The following is a 20,820-nucleotide window of genomic DNA, read 5'->3' on the forward strand; positions in this document are numbered from 1 at the left end:
TTATTTCCTCCTTGCATTGTGTATATTCGTAATATACACCTGCTTTGCCAGTTCTCTGTCTCTGATTGCTTTCTGTGCCTCGCGCGCCATTCTGCGGTCTCGGAACAGACCAAATACCGTCGGCCCACTTCCGCTCATCATCGCGTTCAAAGCCCCGTACGCTTTCATCACATTTTTAATCTCTTCGATCACCGGATATTCCCCGATCGTCACTCTCTCCAGCACATTGCCCATCGAAGCTGCCACTTTTTCCAGGCTCTGCTCCGAAAGTCCCTGCAGGATCCCATCAATATCCGGATGATCTGTAATCTCCCCCGAATCTAATTTTTCATACACCATCTTCGTGGATACACTGATCGGCGGTTTCGCAATCAGCACATAACAGTTCGGCATCTGCGGCAGTCTTGTCAATTCTTCCCCGATTCCCTCTGCCAGCACTGTCCCTCTCATCAGACAGTACGGTACATCTGCTCCAAGCTTGACCCCTCTGTCCATCAATTCCTGCTCAGAGAGTCCTAAGGCAAACATCTTGTTCATTCCAAACAGAACTGCCGCCGCATTGGAACTTCCACCTGCCAGACCTGCCGCTACCGGTATATGCTTATCAAGTGTGATCGACACTCCGTCCTGAATATCAAATTCATCGATCAGAAGCTTTGCCGCCTTGTACGCAATATTATTTTCATTGACCGGAAGATAGAACAAATTCGTCTGAATCCGTATGCCCGGTTCCTCCGTTCGTCTCAGTGTCACATCATCATACAGATAGATGGTCTGCATAACCATCCTGACATCGTGATAACCATTCTCTCTTCTTCCGAGTACATCTAGTCCCAGGTTAATTTTCGCCAGAGATTTTAACTTTAAGTATCTCATCTTCCTACCCCTTTCGACCACAACACACGGATTTCTTCTATCAGAACCTCTACATCCGATAGAAGAAATCGTGTATCTTGTATACATTATTCTTATAGTATACTCATGTTTTCTTTAAAAATCAATATCTTATCCCCCGGTTTCACCTGATCTTCCGTCAGCCCATTGACTGCACAGATCCCGTCAATTGTGGTACAGTACCGCTTTGCCAGTGTCCACAGTTCCTCTCCTTCTTTTACGATATAACCGACGATTCCCGGACGGCGCTCCAGCTCCTCTGTCTGATATGGCTCCATCGTAATGTTGTCAATGACCTCTGTCTGCACCGGCTGTCTGATAAAACTGCAAAATGCCAGAACTGCCTTCACCTCAATCTCTCCACTTCCCGCCATGGAAATAGAAAGCTGTTCAATATTATTTGAAATATCATACTGTGTCTTCTCATTCATTCCTTCTGCCTCTAACAGATAGGAAAACGGCACCATGCCCTGCCACGTTGCAAATGGCACCTCATCATTTGCTTTCACATATAAAAAGGAGACATGGAGGATTCCTTCCATTTGAATTCCGTTTTCCGTCACTTCTGTGTGCTCTACCTGAATGTCTCCATTACTATGACAGATTTGAAGGATTTCTTCTTTTAACTCCGGAAGCGCAAGTTGCTCTGTCACCTTGCATTTTGAATGATTCTGAAGCAACAATGTCTCATAAGCTGCTTCCTTCTTTTCCAGATTACATTTTTCTTTCAGAGAATATGCATCCTCAAGAATCTCCAATTCTTCTTCCTGATAGATCGTGATCTTCAGATCCAGTGTTGCCTCAACGCCCAGTACCCTCATTTCTCCATCTTCATCCATGCGGATGTCCACAAGAGTATCCTCCAGATTTGCATAGAGATGATGATACATCTGTGCCTCTGCCCCAGAACATTCCACCGTTCCCTCATAGGGAACAGTCTGTTCTATCCAGTCTTCTTTCTGTTCCTCCGACAGATATAAGCAAAAAACAAGCAGTTCTCCTTTGACGACAAGCTGATCGTCAATCAGCTTCGAATCCAGCTTCCGGTTTACAATATCTGTCCAAAGAATCGTCCCAATATTCTCCTTTGTGCCCGGCAATGTAATCTCTTCCTTGATCCGGTAAGTATCTTTCTTCCCGGTGTGCAGTTCCAGCACTTTCGCAGTCCGCTTTTTCTGGAAAATTTCCTCCTCCTCTTCAATTCCGGTTGTTGTCTCCTCTTCCCGGAGCACTTCCCGGCAAATCTGAAGCTCTACCATCGCTTTCAAATTCATTTTCCGGGAATGGATCAGCGTCGGCACAAACTCCACTCGGTAATCCCCTACACTGTATGTAACCTGTGCTTCCCCTTCTTCGATGTAGACCATCTCTTCAAACGGAAGTCTTCCTTCCACTGCTGACAGTTTTGGTTCCACCTCATCGGTCACATACAACACCTGAAAATATAGTTTTCCGGATACTCTGAGATAATTTTCCATCCGTTCTATCCCTTCGACCTTGACATGCCCCTCCCCCTGTACAACACGGAGTACATCATTTTTTGCATCGGGTACATTGTAATCGTCATCTACAAAAAACTGATGGATCATCCGCTTTCCAATCTGACTGCAATGTACATTTTTCTTTCTTAACTCCATAAAACATCCTCCTACTCAAATATAATATTTTTATCAATCCATTCCATTTTCACAACAACATACGGATATGTCTGTTTTTCCGTGATTTTCTCTTCCTTGGACGGCCCTAAAAGCTCCGTCTGTATATAGACTGCATTTTCTGTCTCGTACAATGCTTTCACTTTTATACTGTAACCGCTTGTCGGTCTTGTTCCATACCCCACTGCAAGGTACAGTTCTCCCTGATCTGCATAAGAAAGTTGAAATCCTTCTTCCTTTCGCTCTGCAATCATTTCCTCTAATTCTTCCGGAATGTCCTGCTTCTCTGTCACCGTAAATTCTATGTCCCGAAGTTTCCCGGTCCGCTCTGTCTTCTCCACACAGCCGCCCACCGTCAACATCAGACAGGCAACAAGAAGAAGAACTATTTTCCTGCCAATATACTTTTTCACCTGGAAACAATCACTTCCGCTCCTGCATGATTCTCTCTACATCTTATTATCTTTCTTGTCTTTTCATTCCCTCTCTAGTATAATATTTTCAATAAATCAAAATAATGAAGGAGACTTTAACTATGCTGCGTTTTACATTTTTAGTGATATTTTTAATATCCTTTTTAATTCTTTCCATCCCAGTATTGCTTGTAGAAGCCATCATCGGGAAGTTCAACCGGAAGGCAAAAGATTACAGCTGTCTTCGCATTGTCCAGTGGGGATTTCGTTGTATTTTATGGATCACCGGAGTAGAAACGACCGTGATCGGCGAGGAACAAGTACCAGATGAACCGGTCTTATTTGTCGGGAACCACAGAAGTTATTTTGACATTCTGCTTACTTACTCCCGCTGCAAGCGTCTAACCGGCTATGTGGCTAAAAAGGAGATGGAACGCTTCCCTCTTTTGAACAACTGGATGCGTAATCTCTACTGCCTGTTCCTCGACCGAGATAATTTAAAAGAAGGACTCAAGACAATTCTGACCGGGATCGATTATATCAAGCAGGGAATTTCCATCTGTATTTTCCCGGAAGGGACAAGAAATACCGGCGAGGAATTAAGTATGCTCCCGTTTAAAGACGGCGCACTCAAGATCGCCGACAAGACCGGATGTGCAATCGTTCCGATCTCGATGAACAATACTGCCGAAATTTTCGAAAACCATCTGCCAAAGAAAGGTACAAAGGGATTTCCAAAAATCCGGAAGACGCATGTGATTATTGAATATGGCAAGCCAATCTATCCACACACACTTGATCGGGAAGAACGCAAGCACCTTGGTGCCTACTGCCAGAATATCATTCAGGAAACTATCAATAAAAACGCTGCACTGCTCGAAAGCGTGCACGAAAGGGGCTAAGAACCATGACAACACAAAATTTAACATTATTGACCGATTTTTATGAACTGACGATGATGCAGGGATATTTTCACAGCAAAGAGGAAAATACTCCTGTCGTCTTTGACATCTTTTTCCGCAGTAATCCATCCGGCGGCGGGTATTCCATCGCAGCAGGACTGGAACAGGTAATTGAATATATCAAAAATTTGAATTTTTCTTACGAAGATGTCGACTATCTTCGCAGCCTGAATCTATTTGATGAAACTTTTCTTCAGTATTTAAGCGGATTTCATTTCAGCGGAAGTATCTATGCGATCCCGGAAGGAACTGTGATCTTCCCTAGAGAACCACTCCTGAAGGTGATTGCTCCGGTGATGGAAGCGCAGCTTGTGGAGACTGCACTGTTAAACATTATCAATCACCAGTCACTGATCGCCACAAAAGCTTCCCGCGTCGTCTATGCCGCTGACGGAGACGGTGTGATGGAATTTGGACTTCGCCGGGCACAAGGACCGGATGCCGGACTCTACGGCGCAAGAGCCGCCATGATCGGCGGATGTATCGGTACTTCCAACGTGCTTGCCGGACGAATGTTTGATGTACCGGTAAAAGGAACCCATGCACACAGCTGGATCATGAGTTTCCCGGATGAGTACACTGCTTTTAAAACTTATGCCAAGCTATACCCTTCCGCATGCTGCCTGCTTGTAGATACTTACGACACCTTAAAATCCGGTGTTCCAAATGCGATCCGTGTCTTCCGGGAAATGCGCGAAGAAGGAATCGAACTGAAAAATTATGGGATTCGTCTGGACAGCGGTGACCTTGCTTATTTATCAAAAAAAGCAAGAAAGATGCTAGATGCCGCTGGCTTCTCGGATGCATTCATCTCGGCCTCCAATGACCTTGATGAATACCTCATTCTCGACTTGAAGAATCAAGGTGCCGCAATCACTTCCTGGGGGGTTGGTACAAGTATGATCACATCCAAAGACTGTCCGGCATTCGGCGGTGTCTACAAACTCGCTGCCATTCAGAATGCCGACGGTGAATTTATTCCGAAGATCAAACTCTCAGAAAATACGGAAAAGATTACGAACCCAGGAAATAAAACCGTTCACCGAATCTATGACAAAGAAACCGGAAAGCTTCTTGCTGACCTAATCTGTTTTGTCGATGAAGTCTTCGACGAAAGTAAGGATCTCCTACTCTTTGATCCAGTAGAAACCTGGAAGAAGACAAAACTAAAAGGTGGTACTTACACGATGCGCGAACTGTTAAAACCAGTCTTCTTAAACGGGAACTGTGTCTACCAATCACCGACCGTCATGGAAATCGCTGATTACTGCCGCAAAGAGAAAGAAACACTCTGGGATGAAGTGACACGTCTGTTCAATCCGCATAAAGTGTATATTGACCTCTCAAAGAAATTGTATGATGTCAAAAAAGAACTGTTAGATCAGATGAGTATTCAAGAATAGGAGAAACTGATTATGGAACATATGTCATTACAGGAAATTACAACAGCCTGTGGCGGAACCTATTACGGGGAACCGTCACTGCTTACAAGAGAAGTATCCGGTGTCGCCATCGACAGCCGGAAAGCCGGAAAGGATTTTTTATTTGTCCCGATCAAAGGAGCCAGAGTAGATGGACATTCTTTTATTCCACAGGTGATGGAACAAGGGGCACTCTGCACACTCTCCGAGCACCCGCTTTCTGACAGTTCCCCATATATCCTTGTGAGTTCCTGCGCCCAGGCGCTCAAAGATATTGCCGAACATTATCGCAGGGCACTCGGAATTAAAGTAGTCGGGATCAGTGGAAGTGTGGGAAAGACAAGTACGAAAGAAATGATCGCTTCCATTTTGGAACAGAAATATTCCGTTTTAAAAACTGCCGGCAACTTCAACAATGAAATCGGTCTCCCACTGACCGTTTTCCAGATTCAAAAAGAACATGAGGTTGCTGTTCTTGAGATGGGCATCAGCGACTTTCAGGAAATGAACCGCCTAGCCAAAATTGCACAGCCAGACATCTGTGTGTTGACCAATATCGGACAATGTCATCTGGAAAATTTAGGAGACCGCGACGGTGTGCGGAAAGCAAAGACAGAGATGTTCGCCCACAGACGTCCGGGCGCTTCAATCATCCTAAACGGAGATGATGACAAACTGTCTGAAATTGCAACAGTGCATGCCGCTTCTTTCTCCAAACAAGACGGTACAACTGTCGTTCCTTATTCTGATTCGACTCACGATGAGACTTCTGCCGCATCCGCTGTCGGCAAATCCGGGGATACGACTCCTATCTTCTTTGGAAAAGATCCGCACAATGCTTTCTATGCCGATGAAATTCAAAGTCTCGGACTCAAAGGAACTTCCTGTAAGATTCACACTCCAGCAGGTGATTTTACAGTGATCATTTCCATCCCAGGTGCACACATGGTATACAATGCCCTTGCCGGAACCGCAGTCGGCATTGAACTTGGACTGACACTCGATGAGATCAAGACCGGAATCGAAGCATTACAGCCAGTTGCCGGAAGAAACCACATGATTGAGACAGAACATCTGACAATCCTTGATGACTGCTACAATGCAAATCCAGTTTCCATGAAGGCCTCCCTGGATGTCCTCTCCACCGCACTTACAAGAAAGGTTGCAATTCTCGGAGATATGTTTGAACTTGGAACGAAGGAACTTCTCCTTCACAGAGAAGTTGGTACCTATGCAGCCGAAAAGAAACTGGATCTCCTCTGCTGCATTGGGACATTATCCAAAGCAATGGCAGATGGTGCATCCGAATTTTCTGCACAAAACGATACAAAAATTTGCTATTTTGAGACAAAAAACGACTTTTTAAATGCTGTTTCTTCTATTATAAAGGAGCACGATACAATTCTTGTAAAAGCTTCCCATGGAATGGCTTTTGAAGAGATCGTCCACGCCCTCTGTCACTTAACATTTTAAAAAACACTCAGGAGAATTGACATGAATTATGAAGTATTAGTTCTTGATCTTGACGGTACACTCACCAACTCTGAAAAAAAGATTACAGAACCAACAAAAGAAGCGCTGCTTGACATTCAGCAAAAAGGAAAGATCGTCGTGCTTGCATCCGGCCGGCCGACCCCCGGCATCTTGCCGCTTGCCCACGAATTGGAATTAGAAAAATATGGGGGATATGTTCTTTCTTTTAATGGCGCAAAAATCATCAACTGCAGTACCGGAGAAGTCTTATACAATAAGACGATTCCTTCTGAAGTGATACGCCCTGCCTATGAACTGGCAAAAGATTATGATGTGGATATTCTTGCATATTCCGATGATGCGATCATCTCCGGAATCTGCCCGAATTCCTATACAGAATTGGAAGCCCGAATCAACAGTCTTCCGATCTGCCGTGTAGAAAATTTCCCTGCATATATAAATTTTCCTACAAACAAACTGTTGATCTCAGGTGAAGAGTCGCTCACTGCCGAACTGGAAATCAAATTGAACTCCCATTTCCGCAAGCTACTCAATATTTACCGCTCAGAGCCTTTCTTTCTGGAAATCATGCCACAAAATATTGATAAGGCATATACCCTCCAGAAATTATTATCTGCAATCGGCCTGACCGCAGACCAAATGATCTGCTGCGGCGATGGTTATAATGATATTACCATGCTGGAAAGCGCCGGACTCGGTGTTGCCATGGCAAATGCCCAGCCGCTTGTCCGTGAAAAAGCAGATTATATTACAAAGTCCAATGACGAAGACGGTGTTCTGTTCGTCATTGATCAATTTCTCAGATAGAAGCTTTCCACTTCATTTTGCCGGCTGTTCCCTTTCGGGAGCAGCTTTTTCATTTGTCCTTCTTTCAAACAAATTTTCTCCTCGTATTTTTTAGAAGCCGGCAACTTTTCCAAACGTCTCTTTCATCGACTCATACAAATGATCTTCTTCTCCAATACATTTATTCCGAAAATCCATCAGTTCGCACATAATCTTGATAAAAAATGTATTGACTTCTTTCTCATATGTATTTTGTTTTTCCCGGTCTTTTTCCGGCAGATTTGCTTTCTTTTCTTCTCTTTGTTCTTCTGATACCCTAGCATAAAGTGTGTGAAGTAAATTTCCATTTGTCACATTGACTACTGACAGATATTTCTCTACCAGCGCCAAGTCTCCATAAGTAACCGCGTTGGAAAAAGCATAACGAATAGACTTTTCTACCCTGCAATAATTTGTCTTATTCATACGCGCTACCTTCTCGTATACAATCATCATCTTCGCATTTCTCCATGCTTCGTCTTCTTCAAATAGTTCCATGATGTCCAAAATATACTTGAATCCTTTCAAATTCGCTGGTATCCCAATCTCCATTAAAATTTCCTGTACCCGTTCTCTCATCACTCTACTCCTTTCGACAAACTGGTAAATCCTTAGAAAGCACCTGCCCTTTACCCTATCGTATTTGTCTAAAATAGTCAATCTTTTTGTTAACTTTAAAAGAATCTTGTAATATTATGGGTTTGTTTAACAAAATATTATATCATTTTAGGGAGATTTTACAATGAGTTTAGGAGATAGACTGAAAGAACGACGCGTTATGCTGAATTTAAGTCGAAAAAAATTAAGCGAGATCACTTACATTACTCCACAAGCCCTGGCCAACTATGAAAATGGAATCAGTACTCCGAAATTTGAAATATTAATCAGCCTTTTTCAATCATTAGAATGTGATGCCAATTATCTATACCAGGATTATCTGCCTGCCAATCTCCAGACAGACTTTAATATTACAAAAAACGAACAAGATCTCATCGAAAAATACCGTCAGCTCAATGACCATGGAAAACATGTAGCCAAACTGATCATTGACGAGGAATATGCCCGTATGCTGGAAGGTCTTCTCCGGAAGAAACGTGTCTCCTTCCCATGCCTGTTTCCAACCCTTCACAATGCCTGGACATTCCATCTTGATGACTGTTTCTCAAAGGAAGTCAGTATCCTGCCTAACCATATCACAAGCGAGACTGATTACTGCATCAGAATTCCGGATACGGATATTCTAGAGCCTATTTTTCACTCCAACGATATTCTTGCCGTGAAAAACTGTCCGGTTCATCACAATGAAATCGGAGTATTCTCCTTTCAGCATAAGATGTACATTCTGAAATTATATCATATGGGAAATACGATTAAACTGATTCCATTCCATGTCAATGCAACGCCAATCCATATCCATCCGATGAGTGATTTCAAATGTCTGGGAAAAGTTCTCGGTGTTGTGTCTGAGTAGGTCGAATAGTTCTCTTTGTGAACAGTCCTTCATTTTTTCTTCTTATTTTATTCACAATCCTTTTATTTTTTGCACACACAATCAACACATTTTTCCAGTATAGTTATTATTGTAATAAATATTACTGAAGCAACATTCATAATACTATTACTAATAACATCTTTTTCATAACTTTTCTCCAAGAACTGCGTCCCCAACGCAGTTCTTATTTTTTTCTTTTTCTCTACACTATTTTACAAGTCATCGACCAACGCACTGCTCTTTGCGTAAGCGGTGCTTTTTGCCTCAAAGAAATCTGTTTTGATCATATTTGCGTTGGAAAACTGACTGACCCATCCCATACTCTCCGGCTCTTTTTCATGCCCTTCATAAATTGGCGCAAGCCCAAGATTTTTGCAGCGCAGATTGCCCAGATATTTCACATAATCTGTGATCATGTCACAGCTCAGTCCACTCACTGCATCGCCGATCACATAATGCCCCCATGCAATCTCCTGCTCACAGCCTTCTCGGATCATCTGACGATATTCTTTTTCCTTCTCCTCGCTGAATAATTCTGGAAGTTCTTTTCTGAGTTCTCTTAAAATATTGGTAAATAACCATAAATGTGTGTTCTCATCCCGATTGATGTAACGAATTTCCTGCACGGAACCTGTCATCTTCTGATTTCGCCCAAGATTATAGAAAAACATGAACCCACTGTAAAAATAAATTCCCTCCAAAATATAGTTTGCAATCATCGTCCGCACGAATGCTTCCAGACTTTTCTCTCTCTGAAATTCATTGTACAGATTTCCGATAAATTCATTCCGACTCAGCAGATGCGGATCATCTTTCCACTGATACAGCACTTCATTTCTCTCCTGCGGCTCACAGATCGTATCCAGCATATAACTATAACTTTGACTGTGTACTGCCTCCTGAAATGCCTGAATCGACAGGCACAGATTTACTTCATTTGCTGTAATATATTCGCTGATGTTCGGCAGATTCGCAGTCTGAATACTGTCCAGAAATACAAGAAATGATAAAATCTTATCGTATGCTCGCCGTTCCGGTGCCGGAAGCGTGCGATAATCCCTGACATCCGCACCAAGATTAATCTCCTCCGGAATCCAGAAATTATTCATTGCCTGCCGGTACCAGTCACTCACCCAGCTATATTTCATATTGTTGAAATCATTTAAGTTTGTCGTATTCCCCCCGACAATCCGGCGCAAGCGTACTTCCGTATCCCCTGCCGGATTAAACAGCGGTTTTTTCTTTAACTCTGCCATTTGATTCGTTCTCTCCTTTTCTCTTTTCTCCCAGGCACACTCTTCTACGCAGAGCACACTTCACACTCTTCCACTTCCAGACTCTTAGAACGGATATAGTAGATCGTTTTGACTCCCTCTTCCCACGCAAGCAAATATAGATGCAATACTTTTCGGAATGTATACTCATTTGTAATATAAAGATTCATACTTTGCGCCTGGTCAATGTAGCGTTGCCTTACTCCACAGGCACGGACAGACCAAGTCTGATCGATATGGTGTGCGTTCTTGTAATACCAGAACGTATCCATTGTAAGCTCCGGCGCCACACGCGGAAGAATTCCGCTTTTCTTTTCCTCAAGAAAATACCTGCTCATGACCGGGTCAATCCCCGCTGTCGTTCCGGCAATCATACTTGTACTTCCCGTCGGCGCGATCGCCATCAGATACCCATTTCGCATTCCATTTTCCCTGACCTTTTTTGCCAGCTTTTTCCAGCGGTCTTCGGTCAGATGTCTCTCTGCAAAATATTCTCCGGTCTGCCATTTACTTCCTTCAAAATAGGTGTAGCACCCTTTCTCCCTGGCAAGTTCTGCACTTGCTTCCACCGCTGCATAATGGATCTCTGCAAATACACGCTCTGCGAATGCCAGATGTTCTTCGCTCTCCCATGGAATCTCATTTTTCGCCAGCATATGATGGTAACCACTTACCCCAAGCCCGATTGGGCGATATTTCTCATTGTTAATCTTCGCGTATGGTACCGGAAAAAAGTTCAGATCGATGACATTGTCCAGCGCGCGCACTGCCGTCTTCGTGATCTCTGACAACTCTTCCCTGTTATTGACATCGATCCTTCCAAGAGAGAGACTTGCAAGATTACATACAACAAATTCTCCCGGCTTTGTGACTGTCACAACAACCTGCTCCCCGTCAATCTCTGTAATCTTCTCCTCTGTCACTTCCATCTCACTCATATTCTGGGCAATCTCTGTACAGAGATTGCTGCAATAAATGATTCCCTTATGGCTGTTTGGATTTGCCCGGTTGACATGATCTCTGTTAAATGCGAATGGCGTCCCTGTCTCCACAACGCTTTTAATGATCATCCGAATCACATCCTTGATCGGAATGACTCTCTTTTGGATCTCCGGATCAGCCACACAATCGAGATATTTTTTCTTCCATTCTTCTCCAAAAGAATCTTCCAGTGCATATCCTTTTTTCTTCAAGATCTCATGCGGACACATCAAATACCATTCTCCCTCAAGATTGTCTCTCGCCTGTTCCCAGAAATAATCCGGATAACACACTCCCGGGAAAATATCATGCGCCTTCATTCGGTCATCTCCGTTATTTGTCCGCAAGTTGAGAAATTCTGGAAGATCCCGATGCCACACATCAAGATAGACCGCTGCTGCTCCCTGACGAACCCCAAGCTGATCGACTGCAACTGCCGTGTCATTGACCAGACGGATCCAGCGGATCACACCTCCTGCTGCTCCCTCAAATCCACGGATCGGGCTTCCGCTTGCACGCACTTTTCCAAAGTACATTCCCATTCCGCCGCCAAGTTTGCTGACTTTCGCAAAATTATCAATGCTCTTATAAATTCCATCCAGACTGTCCGGCACTGTATCGATAAAGCAGGAGGAAAGCTGGTGGTGCGGCTTTCTCGCATTGGCAAGTGTCGGTGTCGCCACCGTCACCTGCAGCTTGCTTAACATATTATAAAACTTCTCCACCCATCCAGACCGATCACACGGTTCCTTCATCGCCAGATGCATCGCAATCCCGAGAAACATCTCCTGCGGACTTTCTAACAAAACGCCCTTCTGATCTCGGATCACATAACGATTCAGAAGCAGTTCCAGCCCCGAATAATTAAAAAGATGATCCCGTTCCTCCCGCATCAATTTCTCAAATGCTGTGATTTCTTCCTCCGTATAAGTTTCTAAAATATAAGCACCGTACAGATTCTCTTTTGTCAGATAACATATTTTCTCATAAAAAGAATTCACGTTCCGCTGTTTCATCTGTTCTTTCAACTCATTTCGAAATGTTACCAGGCGAATCCGCGCTGCGATCATCTCCCATTTCGGTGCCTCCTGCGTCGTCAATTCCACTGCCGCTTTGAGGAGCATCTTCATTTGTTCCTCTCCTGAGAATCCTGTTTTATAGAATGTATGGTATTTTTCTTCCAGCTTTTCCAAGCTATATACCGGATCCAGAAATTCCCTGCTGATGTCTGAAAATACTTCCTGAAGTCCTTCTGTTTCCGGAAAATCGTAGTTTTTTCCTTCTTGATTTATATTCATTTCTTATATCGCCTCACACTATTTATTGTATTGCTTTCTTGATATTACCACAATATATAGTGCTTCGCAAGATTTTTTCCTGCTTGTTCTCACTTATTCTGCGAAAAAAATAATTGATAGCTTCTTACGAATATCCTTAAAATAATTTTCAGATTACAAATAAATTCGGAGATCCTCTGCAAGTTTTTCCTCCAGGCGAATCAGTTTTCTGGCAATCTCCTTCACTTTCCATTCCGCTTCAGGATACTCATTCAAATATCTCCCAAGAGACTTCACTCCCATATTACAGCCATCTGTGATCAGATCTGCGATTGTTGCATCAGACTCATTCCATACAAGCCTGACATTAGTCTTCACCCACGACATTCCCTTCGCCATCATTCCAGGCTCTTTTCCCTCATCCTGATATTCCTTCAATATTTCCTGGATTTCTTTTTCCAGCTTCTCATGTTTTTCCATACAGTCAGACAGGCATTGGTACAATTTCTTCTCGTGTACATATTCCAACACTTCCTCAATCGAAGAAATTCCCATTTTAATCCCTGCATCACATTCTCTTAATAATTTAATTGTATCCGGTTCTACCATTTTTGTTTCCACCTTTCTCTTTCTTTTGGTGAAAGTATACCCGATCAACTAAAAAATATTCTCACTACAGTATCTCTCCAGATTTTCAAGTACTTTCTTATTCAGCCGAATTACGGCCTGCCTTGTCATCCCAGATGAACACTTCTGACATCTGACATTTTCCCGCGCAAGAAGCGATTCTTCTCCAAGTCCCATCAGGGTGTCACAAAAATACCAGGTATTGTTCCGCTCCAGCCATTTCTCAATCGCATGCTGCTCAAAACAAGGACTCAGCGCCGTGTTAAATAAAATCGTATTTTCTCCGAGTGCCTCAAACTCTTCCTCGTATAACAACGTCACATTTTTACTCAGGCAACTACAAACGACATCACTTTCTTTTAATAACTCTGAAAGTTCACAGTAACGGTACCCCTCCTGCTCTTCCAGTTCCGGTTTTCTCGTCCGGCTGTAATAACTGATCTGTGCTCCCATTGCGCCTAATGCTCTTGCGACTGCCTGCGCGCTTGCCCCAAGCCCAAGTAATCCGATCCTCGCACCGGAAATCTCCGAACTTTCTCCTAAAAGAGGTGGATGCCCATCTGTCCCATGAAGCCGTCCGATCAAGTTCATCAGCACATACTCTGCTACGCCTTCATCACCGTAATCCCGGATTCCTGTCACTGTGATTCCATGTTCTCTTGCATAAGCAATATCCACATTAGAACTTTCCTCTGAATACAGACTGCAGCACATCCCAATGTATACAAGATTTGGGCACTTTGCTAAGATTTCCTCCCCGATTGCATGTGTATAACTGACAAATACCGCATCTGCATCTCCGATTCTTTCTACAATCTCCTCTGCACTCTCTGGCTGCGAATCAAAGAAAATGATTTCCTCACAAAATTCCTTCAATTTTTCTTTACTCTCTTGCAGAATAGAAACCGGCTGGATTGCCACAAGTTTTTTTATTTTTTTCATAAGTTCTTCCTTCCCTTCCATATGTTTCAGCTATTATTTTATTATAGCACTGGATGTGACTTTGTCCTATTGGAGACAAAAAAGAAATCTATTTTCAAAACATAAAAATAAGAGCTATGCTTCACCTCACTGCATCCCATAGCTCTTATATTCCTTATTATTTTAATCTCTTCTCAATTATTTCTTCCCTCTACTCCTCTGCAATAATGTCACGCATTCTGTGTGAACGGTATTCGGGAACTGGTCAACTACCTGTACTTTTTCCAACGCATACCCTTCCCCGCATAGATATTTTAAATCTCTTGCCAATGTAGCAGAATCGCAGCTGACATAGACAATTCTGTCTGGCTGCATTTTTACCATTGTTTCAAGCAGCGCTTCCTCGCACCCTTTTCTCGGCGGATCGACAACAATCACATCGGCATGTGCCTGCTGCCCCGGATGTTCTTTCGCATAATTTTCATAATATGCCGGAAGTATTTCTTCTGCTTTCCCGACAAAAAATTCTGCATTTTTCATATCATTTAATTCTGCATTTTGTTTGGCATCTTCAATCGCCTGCGGTACAATCTCAACACCGTACACCTGCTTTGCCTTTTGTGCCAGGAAAAGAGAAATCGTTCCGATTCCGCAGTACAGATCCCACACGGTTTCCTCTCCGGTCAGCCCTGCATATTCTAATGCATATTTATAAAGCTTTTCGGTCTGTACCGGATTCACCTGATAGAACGACAGCGGAGAAATCTGATATTTTACATTTCCAATATAATCGGTAATGTAACCATCTCCCCAAAGTACTTCTATCTCTTTTCCCATAATGACATTTGTATTTTCTTTGTTCTTGCTGAAAGTTATACTCCTCATGCCCTCGATTTGAGATAACTTATCCACAAATTTGTCCGCACATGGCAGGTTATCCCCATTGATCACAAAGCAAACCATAATCTCTTTCGTCGTAAATCCATAACGGATTAAAATGTGGCGCACTAGTCCGCTGCAATCCTGCTCGTTATACGCCGGGATATGGTTCTCATTCATGATCGAAAGAATCTCCTCTAAAATCTGCTGATTCTGAGAAACCCCCAGCGCACAATCTGTATTCGGGATGATCTGATGTGTCCTTCCCGCATAAAATCCGGCGACTGCCTTGCCGTCCTTGTCCGTCCCAATCGGGAACTGCGCTTTATTCCGGTAATGAAACGGCTCGTCCATCCCACACACCGGCTGCGTGATCTTTTCTAATACTTCCGGCGCAAATCCTCCGATCCGTTCCAGATTTCCAATGACTTTTTTCTGCTTGAACTGTAACTGTTCCTGATAATCCATCTCCTGGATCTGACATCCTCCACACTGTTTTGCGACCGGACATTTTGCTTCCACACGATTTTTTGAAGGTTCAATGACACGAAGCAGCTTCGCATATCCATAGTTCTTTTTCGCCTTCATCACTTTCACTTCCACAAGATCTCCCATCACGGTATCCTTGATAAACAGTGTATATCCGTCTGCCTTTCCGATTCCCTCTCCATTGATCCCGATATCTTCGATCTTCACGACCGCTGTATCATTTTTCTTCATGATCTTCCTCCTACTATAAAATTGTATCCGTTTCCAACTTCTCTTTGCCTTTTTGGCATTTTCATCACTGCTCGCGCGTGAAGCGTGTTTTTTACATAAGAATTTCCTATGTAACAAAGAAAGCGGGTGCCGCAAAATCAATTTCTTAGACATGGTATAATTCATCTCTGATTCGATGCAATCTATATCTTGTTGAAATTCTCTGTTTTGCAGCACCCTTTTTCATCTCTCTGTTTTTATTTCTAAATACTTGTCTTTCTTAAATTACTCTCGAACAGTCTGTTATATCCAAGCCAGTCTGTCGTATCTTTTTCTTTGAAAATCTCTGTCAAAGTCTGTAACTTGGCATCTGTGCTGTCCGCGAAATTAAGTGCCAGTGCTTCTGCCAGCGCAGGCTTTTTCGGAGAACCGTATTCTAACTCTCCGTGATGTGCAATAATGCAGTGCTTCAACTCACTTGCCAGCTTTTCCGGAAATCCCGGAATAGATCGAATCGCATCGTTTGCCATCTCGACTCCGATAATGATATGTCCGAGCAGCTGTCCATCATCCGTATAATCATTTTCCGGAAATGCGGAAAGTTCTTTTGTCTTCCCGATATCATGGTACATCGCCGCCGCATACAGAAGATCTTTATTCAAGATTGGATACGCCCCTACATAGTATTCACACATTTTGACAATACTGAGCGTGTGCTCCAAAAGACCTCCTGCAAATCCGTGATGTACACTCTTTGCCGCAGAGTGTGCCTGAAACCGCTTAATAAATGCCGCATCGTCTTTGAAATAATACTCCACTGCTCTTCTCAAATATTCATTATCAATCTGTGCAACATATTTCATCAACTCCTGATACATTCCCTCGACACTCTTCTCACTTGTCGGCATGTAGTCTGCCGCCACATACTCATCTTCAAATGCCTTGCGGATCTGCTTGATATTCAGCTGAAGATTTCCATTATAGCAAATGACATCTCCGAATACTTCGATAAAATCCATCTCATCATAGTCTGCAATTCCATTAGAATTTGGATCCCACACTTTTCCGTCTAAAGTTCCCGTTTTATCCTGTAAAATCAGATTGTCATATGCCTTTCCATTTCTCGTTTCTGCAGAGCGCTTTCCTTTGCACAAATAAATACAGCGGATGGTCTCTCCCTCATGTAATGTATTAATATATCTCATTTCTGTCCTCTTTCTATTATAATATTCTCATTTTAATTCTTCTATTTCTTCTCGGCTCCTCCGATGACAACGGTATAACTGATCTCCACATATCCTTCGGATCCAAGTCTTTTTGCCGACAACTTCACTTCATCTCCCGGCTGAAATGTCAGCAGTTTGTTATGCAGTGCTTTCACGGTCACCACCGGATCGCCGTCCATTGCAGTGATAATATCTCCACACTGAACTCCTGCAGTCATTCCCGGAGAATCTGCCTCAATCTCTTTGATATAGATTCCTTTCGGAAGTTTCTGTGCCTCTGCAATTTCATCCGTCACATTCGTCCCGACAATACCGATATATGGAACACTGTTGCCATTTAGCAGCTTTTCCAGTTCTTCTTTCACATCCGAAACTGCAAGGACACGCAGTGTACTGCTTTCATCCGTCACCTGTTCGGCAGCAAATGTAAATCCGATGACTTCACCGTCGATATTAAATAACACACCGCTCCCTTGTCTGGAGGCAGGTATGTCTGTGTCCAACAGCCGGTATACTCGGTCTGCTACACTGACTGTATTTTTATTGGAACTGATAATGCCATATCCCATCCCTTTGGAGTAACCAAACAGACTTCCCAGTGCAATCACTACATCTCCTTTGTAAGTCATGTTAGAATTGCCAAGGACAGCCTCCTGGATCTGATTCTTTGTGCTGTCACTGACCTGATTCCGATCAACCGCAAGCACGGCAATCCCCAACACCGCATCCTTCTTTCTGACTGCAGCATCACAGGATGCGCCATCTCCAAATGTCACCTGAATCTGCTCTGCATCCTTGATGGCACTTCCCATCGTCAGGATCAGATATTCTCTGCTGTTGGACGGCATGATCACGCCACATGCACCGGTTCCTTCTTTTCGCTCTTCCTCTGTCCAGTTATCATCTTCTCCGGCAGAAGTCACTGAGACAATACTTTTGTTCGCCTCCGCAGCGACCTGGTACATCGCACGTTCCAGCTCTTCAAAATTTTCAAGGGTAAGCTCCGGCTCTCTTTCTTCTTCCTCTGCCTTTGCTTCCTGTGGATGTTCTTCAGGTTCCTCGTCCTTTGGAATGGTAATCTCTTCTTCTGCATTCAGCTGTTCATCAACCCATGGTTGGAACACACAAAAACTAATACTGGCAAACGCACCGAATAGAATTCCTGCCGCCGCCAGCCCGGCTGCCTTATGCATGAGCTTTTTTCGATTCAGAGGCTTCTCCTTGATTACCTCCTGCAAAAAAGAAAATTTTTCTGGTCCTTCCTTGTTCTCCATAGACATGACGTATCTCCTTTTTCATCCTCTTTACAGTATACCCTAACATTTGTCAATGTTCAATAAGTATAGAATATTTCTGCTTTCCTTTATTACAAATATAAGGTAGAATGGAAACAGGTGAATGATTATGAATAAAAAGACTTTAAAAAAACTAGAATACAACAAAATAACTGAATTACTTGCAGAGCAGGCTTCTTCCCCGGGCGGAAAGATACTCTGCAGCCATTTGGCTCCGATGACCTCCCTGGCCGAAATCACAACCGCGCAAGAACAGACCGCGGCGGCTTTTACAAGAATTGTAAAAAAAGGACGTCTCTCTTTCAGCGGTGTATACACTGTGGAAGATTCTCTGATGCGTCTGGAGATTGGCGGAGCGCTCGGCTGCAATGAACTGCTCCGCATCTGCAAATTACTGGAAGTGACAAACCGTGCCAAAGCTTATGGGCGGCACGAGACTGTGGACGAGGAGCAGGACTGCCTCGACGTGTATTTCGATCAGCTGGAACCACTGTCGATCCTTGCCGGCGAGATCCGCCGCTGCATTATCGATGAAGATGAGATCAGCGATGACGCGAGCAGTACCCTGAAGCACATTCGAAGAAGTATTTCCCAGACAAACGACAAAGTACATTCTACGCTTCTTTCGCTTGTCAACGGCTCTCTGCGTACTTATCTGCAGGATGCCATTATTACGATGCGCGGAGACAGATATTGTCTTCCAGTCAAAGCGGAATACCGCAGCCAGGTACAGGGAATGATCCACGACCAGTCTTCTACCGGTTCGACACTCTTTATTGAACCAATGGCTGTCGTAAAGTTAAATAATGATCTAAAAGAACTTTACGGAAAGGAGCAGGAAGAGATCCAGGTGATCCTTGCCAATCTCAGCGCAGATGCCGCCGGCTATGTGACGGAGATTCGCAGAAACTATAAGCTGCTTACAGAACTGGACTTTATCTTCGCAAAGGGTTCCTTTGCCCTCTCCTTAAATGCAAGCAAACCGATTTTTAACGACCATGGCTATATCCATATCCGTGAAGGACGCCATCCGCTTCTCGATAAGAAAAAGGTAGTCCCGATCACGGTCACACTGGGAGATGCCTTTGATCTTCTGATTGTAACTGGTCCGAACACCGGCGGAAAAACCGTATCGCTAAAAACAGTCGGTCTTTTCACGCTGATGGGGCAGGCAGGACTTCATATTCCTGCACTGGATCGCTCAGAATTGGCGCTGTTCCACGAAGTGTATGCGGATATCGGCGATGAGCAAAGTATCGAGCAGAGTCTCAGTACCTTCTCTTCTCATATGACCAATATCGTTTCCTTCCTGCAGCACGTGGATGAGCACTCTCTTGTGCTGTTCGATGAGCTCGGCGCCGGAACCGATCCAACCGAAGGAGCTGCACTTGCAACTTCCATTCTGTCCTACCTGCACGAGCGGAAAATCCGCACGATGGCAACGACTCATTACAGTGAGCTGAAAGTCTATGCACTTTCCACTCCAGGTGTAGAAAATGCCTGCTGTGAATTTGACGTAGAGACACTCCGTCCAACTTACCATCTGCTGATTGGTATCCCGGGAAAGAGTAATGCCTTCGCGATTTCCAGTAAACTTGGTCTGCCGGATTATATTATCGCAGATGCGAAAGAACGTCTGTCCGAACAGGATGAATCCTTTGAAGATCTCCTTGCAGACCTCGAAAACAGCAGACGTACCATTGAGAAAGAACAGCAGGAAATCGCTGCCTACAAGCGCGAAGTAGAAGCTCTGAAACAGAAATTAGAGCAAAAACAAGAACGCCTTGACGAGCGCAAAGAGCGTATTATCAATGAAGCAAACGAAAAAGCAAACGCGATTCTCCGCGAGGCAAAAGAAGTTGCTGACGAGACTATGAAGAACTTCCGCAAGTTTGGGAAAGAAAATATCTCTGCCGCAGAGATGGAACGCGAGCGCGAACGACTCCGCCAGAAGATCAAAAAGACCGGATCCGGTGTGAAGCTTGATACGAAAAAATCGAAAAAACAGCATAAACCAAGTGATTTCAAACTCGGCGAGGCCGTAAAAGTGCTCAGCCTCAATCTGACCGGAACCGTAAGTTCTCTTCCAAATGCGAAAGGAGATCTTTTCGTACAGATGGGAATCCTTCGCTCCCAGGTAAATATCTCCGATCTGGAGATCATCGATGAACCTGTGATCACGGGGAAACATCTGCAGAAGACTTCCTCCGGAAAGATGAAAATGAAAAAGACCATGTCTGTCCGCCCAGAGATTAACCTACTCGGAAAGACAGTAGACGAGGCAATCGCAGAACTTGACAAATATTTGGATGATGCGTACATGTCGCACATCAGTCCCGTCCGCATCGTGCACGGCAAGGGAACCGGTGCACTCCGCAGCGGTATCCATAACTATTTAAAACGACAAAAACATGTAAAATCTTACCGCCTCGGTGCGTTCGGTGAAGGAGATGCCGGCGTCACGATCGTGGAATTTAAGTAGTAG

The 20,820-nt window shown here is 43.8% G+C and carries 17 protein-coding genes; 6 read left to right on the forward strand and 11 right to left on the reverse strand.

What is annotated here, in order from left to right; all coding sequences use genetic code 11:
- The 3 genes from ispE to ACGG81_RS12775 form a co-directional block, all read right to left on the reverse strand.
- Positions 1 to 876 carry a 4-(cytidine 5'-diphospho)-2-C-methyl-D-erythritol kinase gene (ispE, locus tag ACGG81_RS12765; protein WP_390108687.1) on the reverse strand — a complete coding sequence of 292 codons (876 nt, stop codon included), beginning with the start codon at positions 874 to 876 and terminating at the stop codon, positions 1 to 3.
- Positions 877 to 968: 92 nt separating this feature from the next.
- Positions 969 to 2,531, reverse strand: a complete 1,563-nt coding sequence (locus ACGG81_RS12770) for an SPOCS domain-containing protein (protein ID WP_009263368.1) — start codon at positions 2,529 to 2,531, stop codon at positions 969 to 971.
- Positions 2,532 to 2,542: 11 nt separating this feature from the next.
- A complete protein-coding gene (locus ACGG81_RS12775) occupies positions 2,543 to 2,962 on the reverse strand; it encodes a protease complex subunit PrcB family protein (RefSeq protein WP_009263369.1) in 420 nt (139 codons plus the stop codon).
- Between the two features lie 122 nt (positions 2,963 to 3,084).
- On the opposite strand from ACGG81_RS12775, the gene ACGG81_RS12780 reads away from it, so the two are divergent.
- Genes ACGG81_RS12780 through ACGG81_RS12795 form a run of 4 tightly spaced genes read left to right on the forward strand, consistent with a single transcriptional unit; the run spans position 3,085 to position 7,646 of the window.
- A complete protein-coding gene (locus ACGG81_RS12780; RefSeq protein ID WP_117577951.1) occupies positions 3,085 to 3,864 on the forward strand; it encodes a lysophospholipid acyltransferase family protein in 780 nt (259 codons plus the stop codon).
- 5 nt (positions 3,865 to 3,869) lie between these two features.
- Positions 3,870 to 5,327: a nicotinate phosphoribosyltransferase gene (locus tag ACGG81_RS12785; RefSeq protein ID WP_009263371.1), complete on the forward strand. Its 1,458-nt coding sequence runs from the start codon at positions 3,870 to 3,872 to the stop codon at positions 5,325 to 5,327.
- A 12-nt stretch (positions 5,328 to 5,339) separates the two neighbouring features.
- The gene (gene murF, locus ACGG81_RS12790; RefSeq protein ID WP_270602180.1) at positions 5,340 to 6,818 is read left to right on the forward strand and encodes a UDP-N-acetylmuramoyl-tripeptide--D-alanyl-D-alanine ligase; all 1,479 of its coding nucleotides are present in this window, start codon (positions 5,340 to 5,342) and stop codon (positions 6,816 to 6,818) included.
- 21 nt (positions 6,819 to 6,839) lie between these two features.
- Positions 6,840 to 7,646 carry a Cof-type HAD-IIB family hydrolase gene (locus ACGG81_RS12795; RefSeq protein ID WP_117577955.1) on the forward strand — a complete coding sequence of 269 codons (807 nt, stop codon included), beginning with the start codon at positions 6,840 to 6,842 and terminating at the stop codon, positions 7,644 to 7,646.
- A 90-nt stretch (positions 7,647 to 7,736) separates the two neighbouring features.
- Here ACGG81_RS12795 and ACGG81_RS12800 read toward each other — a convergent pair whose 3' ends face one another.
- On the reverse strand, positions 7,737 to 8,243 hold the full coding sequence (locus tag ACGG81_RS12800; RefSeq protein ID WP_009263374.1) for a sporulation initiation factor Spo0A C-terminal domain-containing protein: 507 nt from the start codon (positions 8,241 to 8,243) through the stop codon (positions 7,737 to 7,739).
- Between the two features lie 163 nt (positions 8,244 to 8,406).
- Here ACGG81_RS12800 and ACGG81_RS12805 point away from each other — a divergent pair, with 163 nt between their 5' ends.
- Complete coding sequence (locus ACGG81_RS12805) at positions 8,407 to 9,135, forward strand: helix-turn-helix transcriptional regulator (RefSeq protein WP_016439524.1); 729 nt, start codon at positions 8,407 to 8,409, stop codon at positions 9,133 to 9,135.
- Between the two features lie 233 nt (positions 9,136 to 9,368).
- Here the strand turns inward: ACGG81_RS12805 and ACGG81_RS12810 are convergent, their stop codons facing one another.
- From ACGG81_RS12810 to ACGG81_RS12840, 7 genes are all read right to left on the reverse strand, one after another.
- Positions 9,369 to 10,412, reverse strand: coding sequence for a ribonucleotide-diphosphate reductase subunit beta (locus ACGG81_RS12810; protein WP_008977084.1), 1,044 nt, complete (start codon positions 10,410 to 10,412; stop codon positions 9,369 to 9,371).
- Positions 10,413 to 10,456: 44 nt separating this feature from the next.
- On the reverse strand, positions 10,457 to 12,709 hold the full coding sequence (locus ACGG81_RS12815) for a ribonucleoside-diphosphate reductase subunit alpha (protein ID WP_390108693.1): 2,253 nt from the start codon (positions 12,707 to 12,709) through the stop codon (positions 10,457 to 10,459).
- A gap of 153 nt (positions 12,710 to 12,862) precedes the next feature.
- Positions 12,863 to 13,297 carry a hypothetical protein gene (locus ACGG81_RS12820; protein ID WP_009263378.1) on the reverse strand — a complete coding sequence of 145 codons (435 nt, stop codon included), beginning with the start codon at positions 13,295 to 13,297 and terminating at the stop codon, positions 12,863 to 12,865.
- Between the two features lie 48 nt (positions 13,298 to 13,345).
- Positions 13,346 to 14,257 carry an NAD(P)-dependent oxidoreductase gene (locus ACGG81_RS12825; protein ID WP_390108696.1) on the reverse strand — a complete coding sequence of 304 codons (912 nt, stop codon included), beginning with the start codon at positions 14,255 to 14,257 and terminating at the stop codon, positions 13,346 to 13,348.
- Between the two features lie 177 nt (positions 14,258 to 14,434).
- Complete coding sequence (gene rlmD, locus ACGG81_RS12830) at positions 14,435 to 15,835, reverse strand: 23S rRNA (uracil(1939)-C(5))-methyltransferase RlmD (protein WP_117577979.1); 1,401 nt, start codon at positions 15,833 to 15,835, stop codon at positions 14,435 to 14,437.
- 242 nt (positions 15,836 to 16,077) lie between these two features.
- Positions 16,078 to 17,019 carry a 3'-5' exoribonuclease YhaM family protein gene (locus tag ACGG81_RS12835; protein ID WP_009263381.1) on the reverse strand — a complete coding sequence of 314 codons (942 nt, stop codon included), beginning with the start codon at positions 17,017 to 17,019 and terminating at the stop codon, positions 16,078 to 16,080.
- Positions 17,020 to 17,060: 41 nt separating this feature from the next.
- Positions 17,061 to 18,320, reverse strand: a complete 1,260-nt coding sequence (locus ACGG81_RS12840) for a S1C family serine protease (RefSeq protein ID WP_120090954.1) — start codon at positions 18,318 to 18,320, stop codon at positions 17,061 to 17,063.
- Positions 18,321 to 18,444: 124 nt separating this feature from the next.
- On the opposite strand from ACGG81_RS12840, the gene ACGG81_RS12845 reads away from it, so the two are divergent.
- The gene (locus tag ACGG81_RS12845; RefSeq protein ID WP_390108698.1) at positions 18,445 to 20,817 is read left to right on the forward strand and encodes an endonuclease MutS2; all 2,373 of its coding nucleotides are present in this window, start codon (positions 18,445 to 18,447) and stop codon (positions 20,815 to 20,817) included.
- Positions 20,818 to 20,820 lie beyond the last annotated feature (3 nt).

This window comes from Faecalimonas umbilicata, assembly GCF_042846195.1.
Lineage (GTDB): Bacteria > Bacillota > Clostridia > Lachnospirales > Lachnospiraceae > Faecalimonas > Faecalimonas umbilicata.